The 21998-nt window shown below is 74.6% G+C and carries 18 protein-coding genes and 1 pseudogene; 6 read left to right on the top strand and 13 right to left on the bottom strand.

Going from position 1 to position 21998, the window contains the following annotated elements; genetic code table 11:
- Positions 1-132: 132 nt before the first annotated feature.
- Positions 133-1737 carry an RNA polymerase sigma factor gene (locus ACFYOB_RS16315; RefSeq protein WP_388560330.1) on the top strand — a complete coding sequence of 535 codons (1605 nt, stop codon included), beginning with the start codon at positions 133-135 and terminating at the stop codon, positions 1735-1737.
- Positions 1738-1748: 11 nt separating this feature from the next.
- Here ACFYOB_RS16315 and ACFYOB_RS16310 read toward each other — a convergent pair whose 3' ends face one another.
- The 6 genes from ACFYOB_RS16310 to ACFYOB_RS16285 form a co-directional block, all read right to left on the bottom strand.
- A complete protein-coding gene (locus ACFYOB_RS16310; protein WP_388560328.1) occupies positions 1749-3557 on the bottom strand; it encodes a hypothetical protein in 1809 nt (602 codons plus the stop codon).
- Positions 3554-4615: an ATP-binding protein gene (locus ACFYOB_RS16305; protein WP_388560326.1), complete on the bottom strand. Its 1062-nt coding sequence runs from the start codon at positions 4613-4615 to the stop codon at positions 3554-3556. Before ACFYOB_RS16305 ends, ACFYOB_RS16310 begins: the two co-directional genes overlap by 4 nt.
- Positions 4616-4872: 257 nt before the next feature.
- Positions 4873-5322 carry an SRPBCC family protein gene (locus tag ACFYOB_RS16300; RefSeq protein WP_388560325.1) on the bottom strand — a complete coding sequence of 150 codons (450 nt, stop codon included), beginning with the start codon at positions 5320-5322 and terminating at the stop codon, positions 4873-4875.
- A 42-nt stretch (positions 5323-5364) separates the two neighbouring features.
- Positions 5365-6774 (bottom strand): amino acid permease, encoded by a 1410-nt coding sequence (locus tag ACFYOB_RS16295; protein WP_388560324.1) that lies wholly within the window; start codon positions 6772-6774, stop codon positions 5365-5367.
- 74 nt (positions 6775-6848) lie between these two features.
- A complete protein-coding gene (locus ACFYOB_RS16290; protein ID WP_388560322.1) occupies positions 6849-8987 on the bottom strand; it encodes a phage holin family protein in 2139 nt (712 codons plus the stop codon).
- A gap of 113 nt (positions 8988-9100) precedes the next feature.
- Positions 9101-9505, bottom strand: coding sequence for a hypothetical protein (locus ACFYOB_RS16285; RefSeq protein ID WP_388560321.1), 405 nt, complete (start codon positions 9503-9505; stop codon positions 9101-9103).
- Positions 9506-9632: 127 nt separating this feature from the next.
- On the opposite strand from ACFYOB_RS16285, the gene ACFYOB_RS16280 reads away from it, so the two are divergent.
- The 3 genes and pseudogenes from ACFYOB_RS16280 (at position 9633) to ACFYOB_RS16270 (ending at position 11599) form a co-directional block, all read left to right on the top strand.
- Positions 9633-10409: an MBL fold metallo-hydrolase gene (locus ACFYOB_RS16280; RefSeq protein WP_388560319.1), complete on the top strand. Its 777-nt coding sequence runs from the start codon at positions 9633-9635 to the stop codon at positions 10407-10409.
- Complete coding sequence (locus ACFYOB_RS16275) at positions 10406-11047, top strand: DedA family protein (protein WP_388560317.1); 642 nt, start codon at positions 10406-10408, stop codon at positions 11045-11047. Before ACFYOB_RS16280 ends, ACFYOB_RS16275 begins: the two co-directional genes overlap by 4 nt.
- 90 nt (positions 11048-11137) lie before the next feature.
- Positions 11138-11599: pseudogene (locus ACFYOB_RS16270) on the top strand (MarR family transcriptional regulator).
- Here the strand turns inward: ACFYOB_RS16270 and ACFYOB_RS16265 are convergent.
- From ACFYOB_RS16265 to ACFYOB_RS16255, 3 genes are all read right to left on the bottom strand, one after another.
- Entirely contained in the window at positions 11600-12679 is a 1080-nt protein-coding gene (locus tag ACFYOB_RS16265) for an MBL fold metallo-hydrolase (RefSeq protein ID WP_388560315.1), read from the bottom strand.
- Between the two features lie 28 nt (positions 12680-12707).
- Positions 12708-13925, bottom strand: a complete 1218-nt coding sequence (locus ACFYOB_RS16260) for an aminotransferase class I/II-fold pyridoxal phosphate-dependent enzyme (RefSeq protein ID WP_388560313.1) — start codon at positions 13923-13925, stop codon at positions 12708-12710.
- 124 nt (positions 13926-14049) lie between these two features.
- A complete protein-coding gene (locus ACFYOB_RS16255) occupies positions 14050-14622 on the bottom strand; it encodes a TIGR03086 family metal-binding protein (protein WP_388560312.1) in 573 nt (190 codons plus the stop codon).
- 192 nt (positions 14623-14814) lie between these two features.
- Between ACFYOB_RS16255 and ACFYOB_RS16250 the strand changes: the two genes are divergently transcribed.
- A complete protein-coding gene (locus ACFYOB_RS16250; protein WP_388560311.1) occupies positions 14815-15633 on the top strand; it encodes a methyltransferase domain-containing protein in 819 nt (272 codons plus the stop codon).
- A gap of 10 nt (positions 15634-15643) precedes the next feature.
- Here the strand turns inward: ACFYOB_RS16250 and ACFYOB_RS16245 are convergent, their stop codons facing one another.
- The 3 genes from ACFYOB_RS16245 to ACFYOB_RS16235 all read right to left on the bottom strand — a co-directional run bounded on the left by ACFYOB_RS16245 (position 15644) and on the right by ACFYOB_RS16235 (position 19246).
- A complete protein-coding gene (locus tag ACFYOB_RS16245; protein ID WP_388560309.1) occupies positions 15644-17614 on the bottom strand; it encodes a DUF5107 domain-containing protein in 1971 nt (656 codons plus the stop codon).
- Between the two features lie 140 nt (positions 17615-17754).
- Entirely contained in the window at positions 17755-18654 is a 900-nt protein-coding gene (locus ACFYOB_RS16240; protein WP_388560307.1) for an arginase family protein, read from the bottom strand.
- Positions 18655-18691: 37 nt separating this feature from the next.
- Positions 18692-19246, bottom strand: a complete 555-nt coding sequence (locus ACFYOB_RS16235) for a GNAT family N-acetyltransferase (RefSeq protein ID WP_388560305.1) — start codon at positions 19244-19246, stop codon at positions 18692-18694.
- A 40-nt stretch (positions 19247-19286) separates the two neighbouring features.
- On the opposite strand from ACFYOB_RS16235, the gene ACFYOB_RS16230 reads away from it, so the two are divergent.
- The gene (locus ACFYOB_RS16230; RefSeq protein WP_388560719.1) at positions 19287-20000 is read left to right on the top strand and encodes a hypothetical protein; all 714 of its coding nucleotides are present in this window, start codon (positions 19287-19289) and stop codon (positions 19998-20000) included.
- 1 nt (position 20001) lies between these two features.
- On the opposite strand, the gene ACFYOB_RS16225 is transcribed toward ACFYOB_RS16230, so the two are convergent.
- On the bottom strand, positions 20002-21987 hold the full coding sequence (locus tag ACFYOB_RS16225; RefSeq protein WP_388560303.1) for a prolyl oligopeptidase family serine peptidase: 1986 nt from the start codon (positions 21985-21987) through the stop codon (positions 20002-20004).
- Between the last annotated feature and the right edge of the window lie 11 nt (positions 21988-21998).

Below are 21998 nucleotides of genomic sequence, written 5' to 3'. Positions count from 1 at the left end.
GACTCGGGCATGCGATGAACCGACAGGCGTCCTCGCGCGGCCCCGGAATACAGACCCCCCTCGGGTCTGTTTCCCGAGTTCGCGCGATGATGTCCCGCTCACCCCTTATCTGTTCGCAACGAGAGGCTCCTTGTGTCGCTCAGCCCGTCCCGTACGTTCCCTCCGGAGATCGCCGAATCGGAGGCCCTCGTCGCGCTCGTAGAGCGCGGCCGCGAGCAGGGTCACATCAACGGTGACGACGTGCGCCAGGCCTTCGAGGCCGGCCGCATCCCGGTGGACCAGTGGAAGCGGGTCCTGCGCAGCCTGAACCAGGTCCTGGACGAGGAGGGTGTCGCCCTCCACGTCAGCGCGGCCCCCGCCACCAAGGCTGCCGCCAAGAAGCCCCGTAAGGCAGCCGCCGCCCCGGCCCGCACGGTGGCCAAGAAGGCGGCCACCCCGCCGCGCCCCATCGGCGCGCGCAAGACTTCCGCCACCAGCACGGCCGCCAGCGCGGCCACGGCCACCGCCGCGGCGATATCCGCTCCGTCGGCGCCCGCCACCGAGGACGAGGCGACGGCCGGGGCCGCCGCCGAGCCGAAGAAGCGGACGGTCAAGAAGACCGCGACCGCCGCGAAGAAGACCGCCACCAAGAAGACGGCGGCGAAGAAGACCAGCGCCAAGGACGCCGACGAGGGCGAGACCCCCGCGGTGGAGGGCGAGGACTGGGCAGCCGAGGACCTCGTCGACGAGGCCGAGGAAGAGGCCCCCAAGGCCGGCGGCACCCAGGGCTTCGTCCTGTCCGACGACGACGAGGACGACGCTCCGGCGCAGACGGTCATGGTGGCCGGCGCCACCGCCGACCCCGTCAAGGACTACCTCAAGCTCATCGGCAAGGTGCCGCTCCTCAACGCCGAGCAGGAGGTCGAGCTCGCCAAGCGCATCGAGGCGGGCCTCTTCTCCGAGTACAAGCTCGAAGAGGAGGAGGACCACAAGCCCGCCTTCAAGCGCGAGCTGGAGATCCTGGTCGAGGACGGCCGCCGCGCGAAGAACCACCTGCTGGAGGCCAACCTCCGCCTCGTGGTCTCCCTCGCCAAGCGCTACACCGGCCGCGGCATGCTCTTCCTGGACCTGATCCAGGAGGGCAACGTCGGCCTGATCCGCGCCGTGGAGAAGTTCGACTACACCAAGGGCTTCAAGTTCTCCACGTATGCGACCTGGTGGATCCGGCAGGCGATCACGCGTGCCATGGCCGACCAGTCGCGCACCATCCGCATCCCCGTGCACATGGTCGAGATCATCAACAAGCTCGCCCGCGTGCAGCGCCAGATGCTCCAGGACCTGGGCCGCGAGCCCACCCCGGAGGAGCTGGGCAAGGAACTCGACATGACCCCCGAGAAGGTCATCGAGGTCCAGAAGTACGGCCGCGAGCCGATCTCCCTGCACACCCCGCTGGGTGAGGAGGGCGACAGCGAGTTCGGCGACCTCATCGAGGACTCCGAGGCGGTCGTGCCGGCCGACGCGGTCTCCTTCACCTTCCTCCAGGAGCAGCTCCAGTCCATCCTGGGCACGCTCTCCGAGCGCGAGGCGGGCGTGGTCTCCATGCGCTACGGCCTCAACGACGGCCAGCCCAAGACGCTGGACGAGATCGGCCGCGTGTACGGGGTCACCCGTGAGCGCATCCGCCAGATCGAGTCCAAGACCATGTCGAAGCTGCGCCACCCGTCGCGTTCGCAGGTGCTGCGCGACTACCTCGACTAGGCCCGCGGGTCTCAGGCCAGTCGGAAGACGGGCCCCTTGGGTGTGAACGGCAGGGAGGCACCCTGCGGAACCAGATAGGCGTGCTCGCGCCGGATCCGCAGGGTGTCGCACCACCCGTCCGTGATCACCAGCACCGGGGCCCCGGGCGGGAAGTCCTCCGCCCGCTGCAGCAGGTCGATGCCCGGCTGCAGCACGGTCCCGCCCCGGCCGCGTACCCGGACACGTCCGGCGATCTCGGTGGGGGGCAGATAGCCCGCGTCGTACGGCGCCGCGTCGCAGAACACGACGCGTGCCGCCGGCACGTCGCGGGCTTCCGCGTACGAGGCGATCGCGCCCAGTGCCTTGCCGAGCAGGGCGGCGTTCATCGACCCCGAGGTGTCGAGCACCACACCGAAGGTGCAGCGAGCCACCTCCTCGGGCGGGAAGTACCGGCCCGCGCGCGGGATGTCCGGGGTGGAGGCCTGGCGGCGGGCCGGGCGCGCGTAGGTCCGTACGGGCACGGGTCGCGGCACGTACTCGTCGAACCAGCGGGCCAGCTTTGCGTCCCAGGGCACGGGAGGATGGGCCAGCGCCCGGATCTCCTGGATCAGTCCGGCGGGCAGCAGCCCCCGCTGCCCCGCCTCGTGCAGGTCGAAGCCCTGGACGAGGCCGCGCCGGTAGAAGTCGTCCAGGTCCGTGTACGGACAGCTCCCCGGGTGGGGCAGCGGCTCGCCCAGGATGTCCCCGAGGCCTTTGCCGCGCAGGGTCGCGAGGCGGCGCATCCGGCGCAGGTCGGTGGCGATCCGGTCGTAGACCTCCTCCACGGACAGGTCCCGGAGCTCGGGGTCGTGGAGCAGTCCCGCGGGCATCTCGCCGACGCCCATCTCCACGAGCCAGCCGTTGACCACGTAGTCGGCTGCCACGTTGTGCAGGTACGGGTCGCGGGCGCCGCGGCGCTCGCCGTGGCGCAGGGCGGCGTGGAGCATCTCGTGGGCCAGGATGAACCGCCATTCGCCGTCGGTGAAGGTGCGCAGCGGATTGACGTAGATCTCGCCGGCGCTCGCGCTGACCGCAGCGATGGCGATGCCCTGGGATCGGGCCAGCTCGGCATCGGCGACGATCTTCAGGCCGGCGGCGAGGCCGCCGAGCAGCGGGTACGAGGAGACGAACCAGTTCAGGGCCCGGTCCCAGGGCCTCTGGGGGGTCCTCTCGCCGGTGACCCGGTCGCGGCGGCCGCCGGCCACGTCCATCGCGGCGGAGACGCTGCGGGTCAGGGCGTGCGCGAAGGCGGTCTCCCAGTCGGGGGCGGTGGTGTTCCACCGGCGCCAGGTGACCAGGACCTGGTCGGGGTGGTCCCCGGCGGTGCCGCACTGCTCGTAGGCGGCCGGGATGCCGTCGCGGCGCCAGCGGGCGGCGAGCAGTTCCTCGTCCCCGCCGGGGTATTCGGCGGGGAGGTGGTCGGGGGCCCGGCCCGCCGGGACGGTGAGCAGGAAACGGTTGACCACAGCGCAGCGGGCCGCGAGGTCGAAGCGGTCGGGCTGCGGGCGGTCCTCGTCCTTGCTCGCGGGGACGTGGCCGAAGCCGAGGTGGAGCAGGGCGTGGGCGAGGGTCCAGGCCCAGTCCCGGGGGTCGGCGCGCCGGGTCGGGTGGACGTGGACGGTGCCGTTGGAGTCCACCGCGGCCAGTCCCCCGGCCGGGGTCGCCGCGCACTTGGCCTGGCGGCAGATGACGGCGTCGACGGCGGCGAGGGCCGGGTTCCGCTTGACCAGGGCGAGGCCCTCGGCGAAGGCCTCGGTGGCGGGATCGGGCTTGGCGTCCTTGCCGCGCGAGGTCCGGCTCACCGGCGGGCCTCGACCAGGCGGGGCATGTCGCGGGCGGCCTCGACCAGGAACCAGGCGGGCAGCACGGGCAGGCCGTCGGCGTCGTCGGCGATGACGGTCTGGGCGACCTCGACGGAGATCTCGGCGAGCTGGACCAGGAGCGATTTGGCGCGGTAGGCGGTCTGCCGGGCGGCGGGCGAGACGTGTTCGCGCTGCGCGGGGAGTTCTTTGACCAGACGGCCCCGGAAGGCCTCGGCCAGGTAGTACAGCAGGTCCCGGTCCTCCACGCGGCGCGGCCAGCCCGCGTCGCCCTTCATGATCGCCTCGATGCCGAAGGTGTGGCGGACGATCTTGGCGTAGCCGCAGAAGGAGACGGCGTGCGCGGGGGTGAGGGTGCCGTGCGCCACGACCTTCAGCGTCTGCTCGTCCAGGCCGGTCCCGAAGGAGTGCAGGGCGTCGGAGAGCATGTGCCAGGAGCGGGGGGTGGAGAACGCCTCCTCGGTCTTGGGCGGCTGCGACCACAGGTGGTCGGGGCGGTCGGTGAGGTAGTCCGTGACCCAGGGGTGGATGCCGTTCTCGCCGGCCCAGACCAGCCAGTCCTGTGCGGACGCCTGGAGGTGGACGTGGGTGAGGCGGTTGACGAGGGCGGAGGCGATGGGCCGGGCCAGCGCGTTGTCCGTGGCGCGGTTGCCCGCGCCGATGACGATGGAGCCCGCGGGGAGCTCGTAGGAGCCGATCCGGCGGTCCAGGATCAGCGAGTAGAAGGCCTTCTGGACGTCCGGGGACGCGGCGTTGAGCTCGTCGAGGAAGAGGCAGTACGGCTCGTCGCGCGCGATGGCCTCGGGCGGGCAGAAGACGGAGCGGCCGCCTTGGATCTGCGGTACGCCGATCAGGTCCTCGGGGGCGAGCTGCGTGCCGAGGAGGCTGACGCACTCCAGGCCGAGGGAGTCGGCGAACTTCCGTACGAGCGAGGACTTGCCGATTCCGGGCGCCCCCCAGAGGAACACGGGCCGCACGGTGGCGAGGCCGAGGAGCAGTTCGGGGATCTGGGCGGGAGTGACGGTGACGGCAGCCTGCACGGGTGGCGGTCCTCATGATCGGGGCGTGGGGGGGGGGGGGGGGGGGGGGGGCCCCCCCCCCCCCCCCCCCGCCGGGGCGGGGGGGGGGGGCGGGCGCCCGGGCGGGGGGGGGCGCGGGGGGGGGCGGTGGGGGGGGGGGGGGGGCGGGGGCGGCGGGGGGGGGGGGGGGGGCGGGGGGGGGGGGGGGGGGGGGCGCGCCGCCCGGCCCCCCCCCCCCCCCCGCCCCGGAGCACCCGGTTTTCCCCGGTACCCGCGAGTCAGCTCGCGGAGTGCTCCAGCAGGTGCTTCAGCTTCTCCTCGCCCCGGGGCATCTCCTTGCGGAGCATGGGCTTGACCACGAGGGGGACCAGGGCCCTGCCCATGCCGTGGCCCTCGAAGTCGACGGACAGGGTCACGCGTGAACGCGTCCCGCCGTCGAGGGGTTCGATACGGCCCCGTACGTCCGGCCGGACCGGCCCGTCGACGCCGTGGATGTGCCAGCTCCGCGGCGGGTCGAGTTCCGTGAACTCCATGGTCGTCGGGATCCTGCGCTTGCCGATCTGCCGGGTGACGAGGACCTGCGAGCCGACATGGACGGGGAGGTCGCCCATCGGTACGGCGGACACGGCGCTGCCCTGCCACTCCGGCAGGTGCGTGGGGTCCGTCACGTACGAGTAGACGTCCTCGGGGCTGCGGTCGATGTCGATGGTGTTGCTGATCGCGGACATGGCGACCCCTTAGAGCCCCCCTGGCTGTCCTCTCCCTCCAAATTACCCCGCGGGGGAAGCGGTGACCCGTCGCCTCCGGGCGGACATCACCGCGTAGACGAGGACGCCCGCGAACAGGAACATCACGCCCTGGTAGACGGCGGCGTAGCCGGAGCCCGCCACCAGCCACATCGAGAAGCCGAAGGCCAGGCAGGCGAGCGAGGCGTCACGGACCAGGCGGCCCCGGTGGACGCTCTCGGACCGGCCCGAGAGCAGGAAGTAGAGCTGCGCGGCGGTGGAGAGCAGGTACGGGACGGTCGCGGTGAAGGTGGTGACCAGGACCAGGATCTCGAAGACGCCCTTCGAGCCCGCCGTGTAGTTGTAGACGGTCAGCGCCGAGGCGAGGACGGCCGTGACGACCACGCCGACCACCGGGACACCGCGCTTCTTCGTCTCGAAGGCCTTCGGGAAGAGGCCGTCCTTGGCGGCGGCGTACGGGGTCTGCGCGCTGAGCAGGGTCCAGCCGTTGAGGGCGCCCGCCATCGAGATCACCGCCGCGCAGGCGACGACGGTGCCGCCCCAGGTGCCGCCGGCCCCTCCGTCTGCGGAGAACATGGCGTTGACGGCGTCGGTGAAGGGGGCCTGGGAGGAGACCAGGCTGTCGTGGGCGACCAGGCCGAAGACGGAGAGGGTGCCCAGCAGGTAGACGGTGGCCGCGCCGATGGTGCCCAGGATGGTGGCCCGGCCGACGTTGCGCGCCGGGTCGCGGACCTCGCCGGCGCTGACGGCGGCGGATTCGACGCCCAGGTAGCTGAAGAGCAGGATCGCCGCGGAGGCGGAGACGGCGCCGACCGCGCTCTGGTCGGTGGCCCGGAAGGGGCCGAGGTTGGCCGGATCGAAGAAGAGGAGGCCGCCCACGGAGACGAGCAGCAGCGGGGCGAACTTCAGGACGGTGGAGACGAGTTGGACGGCGCCGACGTACCGGGTGCCGGCCAGGTTGGCGAGCGCCGGCAGCCACTGCACGGCGAGGGCGGCCAGGCACATGGACCACTTGTGCGCGCCGACGGCCGGGAAGAGCACGCAGAGGTAGCCGACGGCCGCCACCGCGAGGGCCGCGTTGGAGACCCAGGTGGTGATCCAGTAGCTCCACGCGGCGAGGAATCCGGCGAAGTCGCCGAACGCGGCGCGGGCGTAGACGTACGGGCCGCCGGTCTGCGGGTGCCGCCGGGCGAGGCGGCCGAAGACGAGGGCGAGGGCGACCGCGCCGAGGGTGAGCACGGCGAACGCGACGAGGCTGATGGTGCCGAAGGGGGCCACCGAGGCGGGGAGGAGGAAGATCCCGCCGCCGATGATGTTGCCCATGACCAGGCAGGTGGCGACGGGGAGGCCGAAGCGCCCGGTGTCCTCCCGGCCGGGCGCGGGGGGCTCGGGGACGGTTGCGGCCTCGGCCGGCGGTACTGCGGTGCTGGTCACGGTGGTGCGCCTCGGGGTGTCTCACATGGTGGGCAGGTCAACACATGGTTGACCACCGCACATGCGGTACCAAATCAGTGGGTTTCGTCCTGCGTGCGCGTAGCCGCGGAAGGAAAGATTCCGCCGGGGGCGCCCTCCGGCCGGGAATCCTCCACCGGCACAGCGGCGGGCGGAGCCACCTGCGGGGCCACCTGCGGGGTCACCGGCAGCTGCGGCCCGTCCGCCTCCCGCAGCCAGCGGCGCAGTACGCCGTGCACCGCCTCGGCGCCCACCAGCTCACCGCCCGGATCCGACAGTTCCGTCGGCCACATCAGGAACGGGTGCCCCTGCTCCCCGCCCAGGCCGCCGTGCGAGCCGATCTGCTCCTCGAAGGCGTGTACCGCGCCCGTCTGCGGGTCGTACGCCGAGTTCACCATCACGTCGGCCACGTGCGGGAAGGTGTCGGTCCGGCGCACGGCCCCGGCCGCCGCGGGGCCGAAGGGAGCCAGCAGCTCCTCCGCCTCCCCCGGCACGTCGAGGCGCGCCACCATCCCGCCCCGGCCCAGCACCACGCCGTCCACCAGCAGGAAGCCCACGCCGGGGTGGTTCGCCAGGGTGGGCAGCAGGGCGGGGTACGCGCGCTCGACGCGTTCGCGCGAGGCCCGGCCCGGGACGTCCGGGAAGGAGATCAGCCCGAGATTGCCCGAGGCCAGCACCACCGGGTCGGGGCCCGGCCCCGGGGAGGCCTCCGCGTCCTCCTCCACCGGCCGGTGCAGGGCCGCCAGGACGGCCGCCCGCGCCTCGGCCCCGCTGCGGGTGCCGCCCGCCCGGCGGGAGACCGGCAGCCCGCAGCCCGCCCGGACCAGGTCCCCCAGCGTCAGCCCGTACCGGCTGAGGAAGGTCTCCCCCGGGCTCTGGCCGTGATCGGAGAGCAGCACGATCCGGTACGCGCGCGGCGCGTGCTCGGCGACCCGGGCCAGCAGCGCGAGGCTCCGGTCCAGGCGCTGCAGCACCCGGTCGGTGTCCGGGCCGTGCGGGCCGGAGTGGTGCGCGACCTCGTCGTAGGCGACCAGGTCGGCGTAGATCGCGGCCCGCCCGGCGAGCATGTCGCCGATCACCGCCGCGACGACCACGTCCCGTTCGACCACGGTCGCGAAGGCCCGGATCAGCGGGTACAGCCCGCCGCGCGCCACGCGCGGCCGGTCCCCGCGGATCCGCGCGCGCAGCGACTGGCCGATCTCCCGGCCGGCCTCGGCGACGAAGGACAGGGCCGTGCGGACGGCGTTGGCCGGATCGGAGAAGTAGGCGAAGTACCCGGCTCGGGAGCGGTTCGCCCGCCCGCGGCGGGCGGAGACCGAGAGCACGAGCGCCAGTTGGTCCGCGCCGCCGCTGAACAGGTTGCCCCGGCTGGCCCCGTCGAGCGTGAGCAGCCCGCCGTCCGCGGTCCGCACCATCGCCCGCCGCTGGAGCTCGGCGGCGCTGGTGGGCCGGTTGCAGACCATCACCTCGCCGGTGTCCTTCTCGTACCAGCGGAACGCGGGCACGTCGAAGTTGGAGCCGTGCAGGATGCCGAGCTGGCTGGCGCCGGTCTGGCTCGACCAGTCGGTGCGCCAGGACGCGATGCGGTGGCTGCCGTCCAGCCAGTCGGCGACGGTCGGCATCAGGCCGCTGCCCGCGGCCCGGCGCAGCACCTCGTACCCGACCCCGTCGAGCTGGAGGAAGACCAGCCCGGGCGCGGTCCCGTCGGCCCCGGGCGCGCCCGTCCCCCGCTGTCGGCGGCGGCGCCGGTCGGCGAGGCGGTAGAGCCGCCGCCGGTACGCCTCGTCGTCGCGCACGGCGAGCGCCGTCGAGGTCGCCGAGGCCACGGCGGACATCACGGCGGCCACGACCACCGCGGTCTCGGGGGCCACCTCGCCCCCGGCGGGGATCAGGCTGAGGGCTATGAGCAGCAGCGAGCCGTTCAGGAAGAAGACGAGCAGGCCGAGTACCAGGGCGGGCACCAGCAGCAGGGCCCGTACCAGCACGGGCCAGACGAGCGCGCTCAGCAGCCCGAAGGCCCCGGCGCCCAGGGCGGCGGTCAGCCCGATCCGCGTGATGCTGTCGTCGTCGCCCGACCGGAGCCGGAAGTCCGGCAGGATCCCGGCCAGCACGAGCATCGTCAGCGTGGACACCGCCCAGACGAGGATCACCCGCACCAGGGCGCCACCCGCGGTCCGCCACCGTCCTCGCACCACGCCCCACCTTCCGCGCGCCCCGTCCCGCCTTCCAGGCTCGCACAGCCCGGCTCACCGGGCCGGGTGACACGGACGGCGCACAGGGGCGGCGCACGGGGCGGAGGAGGCGCCGCTCAGGTGCCGTCGTAGCCGGCGGTCGGCATGGAGAGGCGGCGGTGCACCTCGGCCTTCATCGCGGAGGTGTACGGGGGTTCTCGGTGTCCGGCGGTCTCCAGGCGCACCCCTCGCCGCTCGCACTCGGCGCTGAACTCCTCGACGGAGCGCAGCGCGCGGGCCAGCACGCGGTGGTTGGCGGCGACGAACAGGTCGACCTGCCCGGCGTCGATGTCGGACCAGAGTCCGCAGTGGTCGGCGCGCAGCCCGTAGACGAGCAGTTGCCTGGTCACGACGTACCCGTGGTCGGCGGCCCAGCGCGCGCACACGGCGTGCTGGCTCCGGGTGTCCACGGCGAAGGGGTCGGCGTCGAGTTCTTCGAGCGGGGCCAGGCTGGCGATCGCGGCCACGCGCAGCTCTTCCATGCCGCCCGACCCTACTCCGATCGGCGGCCGGGGAGGAGAGGGCTGCGGCGTTCCGGTTCCGGGCGGATCCACGGGGCAGCCTCTAGGCTCGGTGAGGGGACGGGACGGGCGTGGGAGGGAGGGCCGGATGCCGGTGGAGATCACCTGGTGGGGGCATGCCACGTGCACGGTCGAGGACTCCGGGGTCCGGCTGCTGACGGATCCGCTGTTCGCCCGGCGGCTCGCCCATCTGAGGCGGCGGCGCGGGCCCGAGCCCCCGCCCGAGGCGGCGCGGGCCGACGTGGTGCTGGTGTCACACCTGCACGCCGACCACCTGCACCTGCCCTCGCTGCAGCGGCTGGCGCCCGGCACCCGGCTGCTGGTGCCGCGGGGTGCGCGCCGGGCGGTGCCGGGGCTGGCGCGGATCGCCGGACTGCGCGGGCTGGCGGTGACGGAGGTGCTGCCGGGGGACGAGGTCCCGGTGCGGGGCGGCGTACGGGTACGGGCGGTCAGCGCCCTGCACGACGGGCGGCGGCTGCCGTTCGGGCCGCACCTCGCGCCGGCCCTCGGGTACGTGGTCGAGGGTGCGGCCCGTACCTACTTCGCCGGGGACACCGGGCTGTTCGACACGATGGCCCGGGAGGTCGGCCCGGTGGACGTGGCCCTGCTTCCCGTGGGCGGCTGGGGCCCGTACCTGGGCCCGGGGCACCTGGACGCGGGGCGGGCGGCGCGGGCGCTGGCCGAGCTGGCCCCGGCGGCAGCGGTCCCGGTGCACTACGGGACGTACTGGCCGATCGGGATGGACGCCGTGCGTCCGCACGAGTTCCACGCGCCGGGCGAGGAGTTCGAGCGCCGCGCGGAGCGGCTCGCGCCGAAGGTGACCGTACGGGTGCCGGCCCACGGGGAGCGGGTGCGGCTGCCGTGACCTGGCGCGACATCACGGCGGCGGCCGGACAGGTGCCGCCGGAGACCACCCAGCAGGCGGTGGGTTACCCGGCGTTGTTCGTACTGGTGGCGCTCGGCGCGCTGGTTCCGGTGATCCCGACGGGGGCGCTGGTGAGCTCGGCCGCGGTGGTGGCGTTCCATCACGACTCGCTGCCGTACGGGGTGTTGCTGGTGTTCGCGGTGTCGGCACTGGCGGCGTTCACCGGGGACGTCACCCTGTACTGGCTCGGGCAGCGCGGCGTGCGCTCACGGGGCGGCTCGCGCTGGCTGGAGGCGCTGCGCGGACGCGCCACGCCCGACCGGTTGGAGCGGGCGCGGACGGGCCTGGACGAACACGGGGTGCTGGTCCTGGTGCTGTCCCGGCTGGTTCCGGCGGGGCGGATCCCGGTGATGCTGGCCTGCCTGCTGGCGCGGCTGCCCCTGCGCCGCTTCGCGCGCGGCGACGCCCCGGCCTGCCTCGCCTGGGCGGCGGCGTACAGCCTGATCGGCATCCTGGGCGGCTCGCTCTTCTCGGAGCCGTGGAAGGGCGTGGCCCTCGCGGTGGCCCTGACCCTGCTGATCAGCGCGGTGCCGCCGGGGTGGCGCCGGCTCCGTGGACGGGCCCGGCAGGAGGGCTAGACCTCAAGTGCGGTTCGGGTCCTAGGGTCGTGTCCATCGGACGGTCCTGAGCAACGGACGGTCCCGGCCGGCGAACGGAGCTGACACGCCATGAAGTACACGCACGACGACGCAGAACTGGTCCGGCAGCCCATCGGCTACTGGAGCTGGGCTGCCTACGAGGCGGTCGTGGGCCGGACCCGGGACGCGCTCGCGCGGCTGGGCACCACCCAGCCCCGGTGGTGGATCCTCAACCAGGTCGCCGCGGCCGCCGGGTAGCCGAAGGACCGGGACGAGGTGACCCGGACCCTGAAGGGTTACCTCGCCGTGGGCGAGGAGGCGGTGGCCGAGGAGATCGACACGACCGTCGCCCGGGGGTGGGTCACGCAGGACGCCGGGGGGAACCTCGCGATGACCGCTGAGGGCCGGGAGTTCCTCGACCGGGCCGCGGACCTGCAGCGGGAGTTGTGGGACGAGCGGCACGCGGGCATCTCCGACGAGGAGTACCTGACCACCCTGAAGGTCCTCCAGCGGTTCATCCACAACACCGGTGGCCGGGCCTGGCACCACTAGTCACGGCGGGGGCACGGCCTGGCCGAGCGTGCGGGAGGCTCCGATCGGAAGGTCCCAGAGGTGTTCGCGGGGCAGGCCCGCGCGGGCCCACGCGGCCCGGGCACGGTGCAGGGGTTCCATGACCGGCTCGGCGGATAGGACGAAGGTGGCCCAGTGCATGGGGGCCATCCGCCGGGCGCCGAGGTCGAGGCAGGCCCGCACGGCCTCCTCCGGGTCGGCGTGGACGTCACCCAGCCACCAGCGCGGGGCGTAGGCGCCGATGGGCAGGAGCGCGAGGTCGATGCCGGGGTGGCGGCGGCCGATCTCCGCGAACCAGTGGCCGTAGCCGGTGTCGCCCGCGAAGTAGAGCTCCTTCGGCGCCGGGCTCAGGGTGTCGGTCAGGATCCAGCCGCCCCACAGGGACCGGCAGGTGTCGATCAGCGAGCGCTTCGACCAGTGGTGGGCCGGTACGAACTCGAAGCGCACCCCGCCCAGTTCGGCCGACTCCCACCAGTCGAGCTCGGTGACTCGGTTGAAGCCACGGCGGCGGAACCAGCCGGCCAGGCCCGCCGGGACGAAGAGGGCGGTGCCGCGCGGCAGCCGCTTGAGGGTGGGCGCGTCCAGGTGGTCGTAGTGGTTGTGGCTGATGACCACGGCGTCCACCGGCGGCAGGTCCTCCCAGCGCACCCCGACGGGTGTCATACGGGAGGGGGTGCCGAGGATCCGCCGGGACCAGACGGGATCGGTGAGCACGGTCAGCCCGCCGGTCCGCAACACCCAGCTGGCGTGTCCGGCCCAGGTGACGCAGACCGTGCCGGGCTCCGCCGCGGGCAGCGGGGCCGGCTCGCACGGCAGGTCGGGGATGCCTCGCAGCCCTTCGGGGCCCGGCCGGAAGGCGCCCTCACGGGCGAGCCGGGCGAAGGCGCGGACACCGGGGAGCGGGGTGGTGAGCCGGTCGGCGAAAGAACGGGGCCAGCGGCGGTGTTCGCCGAGCGGGCGCGGGGTGCCGGGGAGCGGCGGCGGGGCGACGGCCCGCCGGGCGGCGTCCTGCCGCACCGCGCCCGCGCCCGTGGATGCCGGGACGTCCGTCCTGTCGCTCATCAGGAGTCTCCGTTCACCGGGCCGGGCATCAGACCAGGCCGCCCAGGACTGATCCGAGCAGGTCCAGGGAGCTGCGCACGTGCGGCAGAGCGAGCGGGTCGCGGGCGGTGAGCGCGGCCAGCCGCTCCTGCGGGGTGGCGCCCAGCAGCGGCCCGGTCGACAGCCTCACCCGCAGCGCGACCGGTTCGTCCGCGAACCGCTGCCCGCCGGGGGTGGGCGCGCCGAGCCGCCCGCCGAGCCAGTCCTCCAGCTCCATGGCGTCGCCGACCCCGTGCCGGGCGAGTCCGGCGCGCAGCGGGGTCAGGTCGGCGTAGAGGTGCCGGCCGGCCTGCGGGGGCCGGGCCAGCGCGCCGACGGCCAGCAGCTCCCGGTGCGCGGCGGCAGCGACCGCTCCGTGCAGGGCGGCGGCCGCGCGGGCCCGCCCGGCGACCGCGTCGGGTTCGTCGAGCGCGTGCGCCGCGGCCCCGGCAACGGGGCCGGCGACCAGCGCGCCGGTGGCGGTGAGGACGTCGAGGGTACGAGCGCGCAGCCAGGTGCCCCTGCTGGTGCCGGGGAACCGGACCACGGCCGCGGGCCAGCCGGCGGGCAGCAGCGCTCCGGACAGGTCGACGAGGACGGCCGCCTGGTCCGGGAGCATCTCGGCGGGGCTCAGGACCAGGGTGTCGTGCGGCCGGTGGACGGTGTCGCGCCAGCTCTCGTCGCTGACGACGAAGAGCCCGGCGGTTTCGGCGGCCTCGCACGCCTCGCGCAGGATCTCGGGCGGCGGCACGGTCGCGGTCGGGTCGTCGGCGACCGACAGCAGGAGCACGCGCGGGTCGCCCCCCTCGGCGCGCACCCGCCGTACGGTCTCCAGCAGGGCGTAGGGGTCCGGGATGCCCCCGCACTCGGCGGGCGTCGGCACGTGGTAGGCCCGCCGTCCCAGCAGCCGGACCTGTGGGGTCCACCAGGCGGGACAGGGCCGGGGCAGCATCACGTCGCCCCCGTAGGCGCCGATCAGCGCGAGCAGCAGCGCCGGGGCCCCCGGGCCCGCGGCCACGTTCTCCGGGGCGGTCGGCAGCCCGCGCCGCCCCCAGTACCGGCAGGCTGCCTCGCGGACGGCGTCCCCGCCACCGGCGGGCTCGGGGGCGGAGCGCCCGGCGGCCGCGGCGAGGACGGAGAGGAGTTCGGGCAGCACGGGCAGGCCCGGCTGGGGCGCTGGAGGCCCGTACCGCACCGGACCACGGCCTTCCGCCGTCGTGCGCTGCATCCCCTCCACCGTTGCCGCCTTCCGCGCGCGTCCCGCTCAGCTCCGCCGATCCTGACCTTTATACGATTATTTGCTGCTGTATGCCCGCTCTATGCCCCCTGCGACCGCCGCCGGCCGAAGCCGGTCAGCCCTGCCTCCCCAGCAGCGCCAGCAGCCTGGTCTGCGCGTCCGCTCCCGCCGGAACCTCCAGCGGAGCGGCGTACATCCCGCTCGCCGCGAGCCCGTCCGCGTACGGCATGACCTCCTTGATGGAGAACTCGACGAGGCCGTCCGGCAGCCGGTCGTCGGCTCCGATGCCCCGGGCGAGGTCCCAGGTGTGCACGACGCAGTCGGCGGTCAGCTCCGAGCAGTACGCGGAGCCGAGCGCGGGTCCGTAGGAGAGCTTGACGGTCCGGTCGAGCGCCCCGGGCTCGGCGAAGGCGTCGTGCGCGGCGGAGGCCGCCCGGTCCCAGGCTGCGACCGGGTCGTCGCCCAGCACGTCACCCGAGAACATGTCGCCCATCTCCTCGACCGTGCGGCCCTCGGTGACCAGCGGCGGGATCCAGAGCTGCTCCCCGGTGACGTGGTTGACCAGATCCCGCACGCTCCACTCCGTGCACGGAGTCGGCGCGCCCCACTGGTCGTCCCCGATGGCGCGCAGACGCTCGCCGAAGAGCCGAAGCGCCTCGGCGTGCCGTTCGAGCAGCGTTTCCGGCATGGCTCTCACCGTCCCGTGGCACGAGGTCCGCCCCCTCGGGCCCCACTCTCCTCGCCCCCGCATCACCCTGCCACCGCCGGGCCCAATCCCCTTGCCGCGCAAGGGTTGTGTCCACATGTAGAAACGCATATCTCACATCACGAACTGATCGTCTACGGTGAGGACAACGCTTCGACGAGGAGGGGTCAGGCCATGAACGCCCACCAGGAGACCGCCGTCTACACGCACGGCCACCACGAGTCGGTGCTGCGCTCGCACCGCTGGCGCACGGCCCGGAACTCTGCCGCGTACCTGATCGGCGAACTGCGGCCGGGGATGTCGGTGCTGGACGTGGGCTGCGGCCCGGGCACGATCACCGCCGACCTGGCGGAGCTGGTGGCGCCGGGCGGCCGGGTGACCGCCGTCGACGCGTCGGCGGACGTGATCGCGCAGGCCCGGGCGCACGTTGCGGAGCGGGGGTTGAGCGGGGTGGAGTTCGCCACGGCGGACGTCCACGCGCTGGACTTCCCGGACGACTCCTTCGACGTGGTCCACGCCCACCAGGTGCTGCAGCACGTCGGCGACCCGGTACGGGCGCTGCGCGAGATGCGGCGGGTGTGCCGGCCGGGCGGGATCGTGGCCGCGCGGGACGCCGACTACGCGGCGATGACCTGGTACCCGGCCACGCCGGGGCTGGACGAGTGGCTGGACCTGTACCGCCGGGTCGCCCGCGCCAACGGCGGCGAACCGGACGCGGGCCGCCGCCTGCGGGCGTGGGCGCGGGAGGCGGGCTTCTCGGACGTGGCGTCCTCGGCGACGGCCTGGTGCTTCGCCGCCCCGGAGGAGATCACCTGGTGGTCGTCGCTGTGGGCGGACCGCACGACGGCCTCCTCGTACGCGGACATCGCCGTCCGCGGCGGCCACGCCGCCGCCGCGGACCTGGCCGCCGCCGCCGAGGCCTGGCACGCCTGGGGCGCGTCCCCGGACGCCTGGTTCTCGGTCCTGAACGGCGAGATCCTCTGCCGGGCCTGACGTTCGGGCGTCACCCCACCGGCGGCCGCATCCGGAAGTCGTAGCGCGCGGGCAGCGGCCGGTCGGTGAGGGCCGACCAGACCTCGCCCAGGATCTCCTCGCCCTCCCGGAGGTCCGGAATCTCGAAGCCGTCCTCGAAGACCCGCCGGGCCGCGGCCACATGGCCCTCCGCCGCCAGCAGCCTGGCGGCGAGGAGCCGGAAGCGGCCGTGCTCGCGCAGCGCGGGCCGCAGCCGGTCCCAGACCCGCCGGGCCCCGGGCAGGCGCCCCGCGGCCAGCAGGGCCGCCATCGCCTCCTGTCCCAGTGCGGACTCCGCGGCCGTCCACGGCTCACTGCCCCGGCTCTCCCCGGCGAGGTCGTCGAAGGCCTCCGCGTACCCGTCGGCCGCCCTCGCCGGGTCGCCGGCCAGCGCGTCCGCCACCGCCAGGCAGCGCAGCAGCGGCCACCGCGACGGGGCCAGTGCCAGCCCGCGCTCCCAGCTCCGTACCGCCTGGGCCACGTCACCGGCATGCCATTGGGCCACGCCCAGGTGGTACTCGGTCAGCGGCTGCGCCGGGGCCGTCTCCAGCATGTCCCGCCAGTGCGCGGCGACCAGGCTCGGCCCCGGCGGAGCCAGCCGGCGCGGGGCCGGGAAGACCCCCGTGCGCCACAGCTCCAGCCACGGCTGCTGGTCCTCGCCGAGCGTGTCCTCCCCGAAGGGGGTGCCCGGCAGCTTGAAACCGCCGCACAGCACCTCCAGCGCGCCCCACCCCGAGCCCGTCGCCAGCCGCTCCCCCGGCTCGCTGTCGGCGCGGCCGCGCCACGCCTCGTAGGCCGCGTCCACCCGCTCCCGGGGCAGTACGGAGTCCAGTGCGTGCTGCGCCGAGCCGCGGGCCGCCGCCCAGTCGGCCCCGTGGACCGCCGCGGGCTCCGCGGCCAGCGGCCCGTACGCCTCCAGCCAGCTGAACTCCGCCCCGCCCTCCAGCCGAACGTGCTCCAGCTGGGTCCTGGCCAGCCCGGCCTGGATCTCCGCGTAGCCGCCCGTGCCGGGCTCGGTCAGCCACTCCTGCCAGCGGCGGCCGCCGCCGCCCGCGCCCCACACGAACAGCTTGCGCCCGCACAGCCGCCCGGTGGAGGTCTGTACGAGCCCCCGGCCGTCGGCGTCCAGGGAGGCGATCCAGGGCCGGGCCCCGTCCTGGACCTCGTAGAAGAAGTCGGCCGGATACTCGCTGCGGAGCGGGTACGTGCGGTCCGCGCCCTCCCACTCGGGGAGCGGGACGCGGCGCAGCGAGCGCTCGTAGCCGAAGTTCCAGGCCGCGTCGGCGGGGGCGAGGACGCGGGTGCCCGCGTCCTCGGGGACGGCGATGTTGGACCACCAGTACACGGGCGCGGGGCGCTCGTGCGGATTGCGCACGCGCACGCCGACGTAGAGGAACTCCGAGTCCTCCGGCAGCCACAGGTCCACCTGGAAGGGCAGGTCGCGCAGCCGCTCCCACTCCCACAGCCTGACCATGACACCGCCGTCCGGGGCCGGGACGAGAGCGGCGTGCAGCGGGGCGCAAGAGAGCGTGGTGTGTCCGGTGGCGCCGGTGTTCCACTCGATGCCGCCGGAGAACCAGGCCCCGTTGAGGGCGAAGTTGGCGGGCTGGAACACCGGGTTGCAGTAGAGCAGTTCACGCCCGGTGGGCAGGTGCACGAGCGAGTGGACGCGCCCGCCCAGGCCCGGGAGGACGGTCACCCGCAGGTGTTCGTTCTCGATGACGATCGACTCGAACTCCCGCTCCGGGCGCTCCCGTCGGTAGCCGTCCCGGATCCGGACGGGCAGCAGCGAACGCAGCGGCTCGTACCCGATCTGCCGCGCCATGTCGCGCGGCAGCCCGTCGCGCGAGCGCTCGTCCAGCACGTGCACCCCGTCGGGAGCGCGCAGGGCGGGCAGCGGGTTCTCGGGGCCCAACGGGGCTGCGGGAAGGGTCAGTACGGCGCGGCGGACGGTGGTGGCCATGAGGAAATGGAACACGCCACGGCGGCCGGTGCACAGGGGTTCCGCGGATCACCACCGGTCAGGATTACGCAAAGGCCCGTTCGACGTCGACGTCCTGCGCGCGGGCCGTGCGTGGAATTGCGCGCGCTCTGCGCGACGGCCTACGCGAAGGCGCCCGCGACCAGGTCGGCCAGCAGCGCGCCCGCGCGGCCGTCCGGGTCCAGGTCCGGGTCGTAGATCGTGACGTTGATCCCGACACAGCGCGGGGAGCTCACCAACACACCGAGGAGTTCGGCGAGTTCACCGGGGAGCAGGCCGCCGGGGTCGGGGCTGTCCACGGCCGGCATGACAGTCGGGTCCAGCACGTCGGCGTCCAGGTGCACCCAGAAGCCGTCGGTCACCGGCGGGTGCAGCCCGTCCAGCGCCGCCCGGGCCACCGGCCCGGCGCCGCGCTCGCGGATCTCCCAGACGGTGGCGGTACGGATCCCGGCCGCGCGCAGCTCCGGGAGGTCGGCGTCCCCGTTCCGGATCCCGAAGAGCCGCACGTCCTCGTCCCGCAGGTACGGCGACCGGCCCTCCAGGTCGGCGAGGGCGGCCTGCCCGCGCCCGGTGGCGAGGGCGAGCTCCTCCCCGCCCGCGGCACCGACCGGCCCGTTCACGGCCTCGTTGCCGGGGTGGCGGAAGTCGGCGGAGCCGTCGATCGCTGCCAGTCCGTACCGGCCCAGCCTGCGCATCGCGAGCGAGGCCCCGAGCTGGATGGAGCAGTCCCCGCCGAGCACGACGGGGAACTCCCCTTCCCGCAGGTGCCGTTCGATCCGGTCCGCGAGGAGGAGGGTGTACGCGGCGAGGGCGTCGGCGTGGAACACCCCGTCGCCCTCCTTCCAGTCGCCGCGGTCGTACCTCGGCGGGACCACCACCCCGCCCTCGCGTGCGCCGAGCCGGGCCAACAGGCCCTGTTCGCGCAGGGCCCCGGCCAGCTTGTAGACGCCGGGTACGGTGCCGGGGGCGGGCGGACGCAGGCCGAGGTTGGACGGGGCATCGAGGAGCACGAGGGATCGCATGGACCCATCCTGCCTCGGTACCGGACCGGAAGGCCTCCTACGGCAGCGGCATTCCGGCGGTCACGGCCCACCTCTCGTGGTCGCGCCAGGCGCCGTCGACGTGGAGGAAGTCCGGGGAGAGCCCCTCCAGCCGGAATCCGGCGCCGCGGACCAGCGCGATCGAGGCCGTGTTGCCGGGCTGGATGTTGGCCTCCAGGCGGTGCAGGCCGAGGCCCTGCCCGGCCGGGGCGAAGGCGTGCGCGAGGACGAGGCGCAGGGCCTCGTGGAACAGCCCGCGGCCGGCGGCGTGCGCGAAGGCTCCGTAACCGAGGGCCCCGCACCGGAAGGCACCGTGCACGATGTTGTTGATGTTGACGAACCCGGCGATGGCTCCGGTCCCCCGTTCGCAGACGAGGAACCCGGCGCGGCCTTCGCCGTCGGTCAGCCGGGCCGCGTAGGGCCCGTACTCCTCGATGGTGGCGGGCGGGAACAGCCACGGCCGGTGCAGCTCGCGGCTCTCGCGCACGCGCGCGGTGAACTCGGGCCCGTCGGCGGGCCGGAAGGGCCGCAGGCCCACCCGGTCGCCTTCTCGGAGGTACGGGGAAATACTCATCGCGCCAGGCTAGGCCGTGTGGCAGGATCCCCCGGTGATCATGATCCGGGACACCGAAGAACTCCTGCTCGCCGCGGCGCGCAACAACGCCGAATGGTGCGACGCCGTCGTGCGCGGCCACGGCTCGGCCGGCACGTTCGCGCCGGGCGTCTGGACGAGTGCGCGCCGGACCCCGCCGCTCTACCCCGACGCCGTGTCCCTCGCCCCGGGCGCCTCGGCGGCCGGGCTGGTCGACGCGATCGACACCGACGGCCCCGGCTGCTCGGTGAAGGACAGCTTCGCCGACCTGGACCTGGCCGCGCACGGCTTCGAGGTGCTCTTCGAGGCCCGGTGGATCCACCGTCCGGCCGGGGCCCCGACGGCCGCGGGCTCGCGGCTGGAGTGGTCCGAGGTGACCACCGCCGACGAACTGGAGGCCTGGGAGGCCGCCTGGGACGGCGAGGAGTGCACCGGGCTGTTCCACCCGGCCCTGCTGGGCGAGGACGTCGCCTTCCTGGCGGGCCGCGCGGACGGCCGGATCGTGGCGGGAGCCGTCGCGAACCGGGGCGGCGACGCGGTGGTGGGCCTGTCCAACCTCTTCGCACACGACGACGCCGACACCGACGCCGCCTGGACGGGCGCCCTCACCGCGGTCACCGCCCGCTGGCCGGACCTGCCGGTCGTCGGCTACGAGACGGGCGACGACCTCGACGCCGCCGTACGCGCCGGCTTCTCCCCGCTCGGCCCGCTCCGCGTCTGGCTGCACACCGCCTGACTCAGAGCCACAGTTCCAACCGGGGAACGTCGGTGCGCTCGATGCCGAAGACCTGGGCGTACAGCGAAAGTTCGGCCTCCAGCGCGCGGATCATCGTGTCCGCACGCCGGAAACCGTGCCCCTCGCCCTCGAAGGTCACGTACGCGTGCGGCACCTGCCGCCCCTGCATGGCGGCGAGGAACCGCTCCGCCTGGGCCGGCGGGCAGATCGGGTCGTCCAGCCCCTGGAGCAGGGCGAACGGGGCCGTGATCCGGTCGGCGCGAGCCACTGGCGAGCGCTCGCGGCACCGTACGGCGAGGGTCTGCGGCGGTCCGGCCAGAGTGTCGATGTAGCGGGACTCCAGGTCGTGGGTCTCCTCGGCGAAGCCGAGCAGGTCCAGCACCGGGTAGATGATCGCCGCGCAGGCGTACAGGTCGGTCGCGGCCAGCGAGGCCGCCGCCGTCCAGCCGCCCGCGCTGGCGCCGCGGATGGCGAGCCTGACCGGGTCGGCGGTGCCCTCGGCGGCCAGCGCCCGCGCCACCGCCGCGCAGTCCTCGACGTCGACGACGCCCCACTGCTCGCGCAGCCGCTCCCGGTAGGCGCGGCCGTAGCCGGTGGAGCCGCCGTAGTTCACCTCGACCACGCCGATGCCGCGCGAGGTGAAGTAGGCGATGTGCAGGTCGAGTACGGGCGGGACGTGGTCGGTGGGTCCGCCGTGCGCCCACACCACGTACGGGGGCAGTTCGTCGGCCGGGGCGCGCACCGCGGGGTGGTGCGGCGGGTATACGTGCGCGTGGATCTCCCGGTCGTCGGGCCCGAGGAAGGTCCGGCTCTGCGGCTCCGGGTAGTAGGCCGGGTCGACCCGGTCCACCCCGTGAGCGCCGATCACCCGGGCGTGCCCGGTGGCCGTGTCCAGCTCCACCACCTCGTACGCGCTGCGCGGGCTCGCGGCGACCCCGTAGACGCGGGTGCCGCTGACGGCGAGGGCCGGCTGCCAGGCCGTCCACGGGCCGGCCGCGTCCACCAGGTCCCCGCTCTCGGGGTCGAGGATGCCGAGCACCGAGGAGCCCTGCCCGTGCAGGACGGCGACGAGCCTGTCGGGGAGCGGGGCGAGCCAGCAGAGCCCGGGCTTCCACAGCGGGCCGCCGAACTCCTCTTCACGGTGGCACAGGTTGACCGCCCAGCCCGTCCCCGGGTCCACGCGGTACGGGTTCCACCAGCCGCCTCGGTCGCTCACCGCGAGGAGGGACCCGTCGGCCGTCCACTCGACCTGGGCGATGGCCTCGTCGGGTCCGCCGAGCACGGTCCGGGGCCCGGACAGGGTCCCGTCCGCGGTGACCTCGGCGAGCCGCAGCTCGGTGCCGTCCCAGGGCATCCGCGGATGGTCCCACACCAGCCAGGCCGCGCTGCGCCCGTCGGGGGACAGCCGCGGCCCGGTGCTGAACCGGTACCGGTCGTCCGTCAGCTCCCGCACCGCCGACCGGTCTTCCGCCGCCGACCCGTCCAGCGGTACGGCGGCCAGCACCCGGCGCACGTCGGTCGGGGCGGGGCCGGTGAACTCCTCCAGCACGCACCAGACTTCGGCGCCGCGCAGCACCGGGTCGGCCCAGCGCAGCCCGCCGCCGACACCGGACAGGGGGGTGAGGGGCCGCGGTCCGCCGTCGGGCGCGTCCGGCTCGTAGGCGTAGAGCCGCTGGTCGGCGAAGTGGACGAAGACGAGCAGCGGCCCGTCCTCGGCCCGTTCGGTTCCGGCCCAGGGGCGGCCGCCGTACTCGGTGAGCCGGCTGCGCACGTTCCACGGCGCGGGCAGCGCCGTGACCGTGGGTCCGCCGTCCGCGGGCCGGCGCACCAGGGCACGGCGGCCGCCCTCCTGCGGCCGGGGCTCGGTCCACCACACCTCGGGGCCGACCGTGCCCACGTACTCGGGCCGGCCGTCGAGCGAGGCGGCGAGCTCCGCGTCGATGGGAGAGGGCCAGCTCCCGTAGGGCCGGGTCGGCACGACCTCCATCACAGGGTCCC

Source organism: Streptomyces sp. NPDC006463 (genome assembly GCF_042870715.1).
GTDB lineage: Bacteria > Actinomycetota > Actinomycetes > Streptomycetales > Streptomycetaceae > Streptomyces.
The sequence above is the reverse complement of the archived record's forward strand: the minus strand, read 5'-3'. Positions and strand labels throughout refer to the sequence as shown.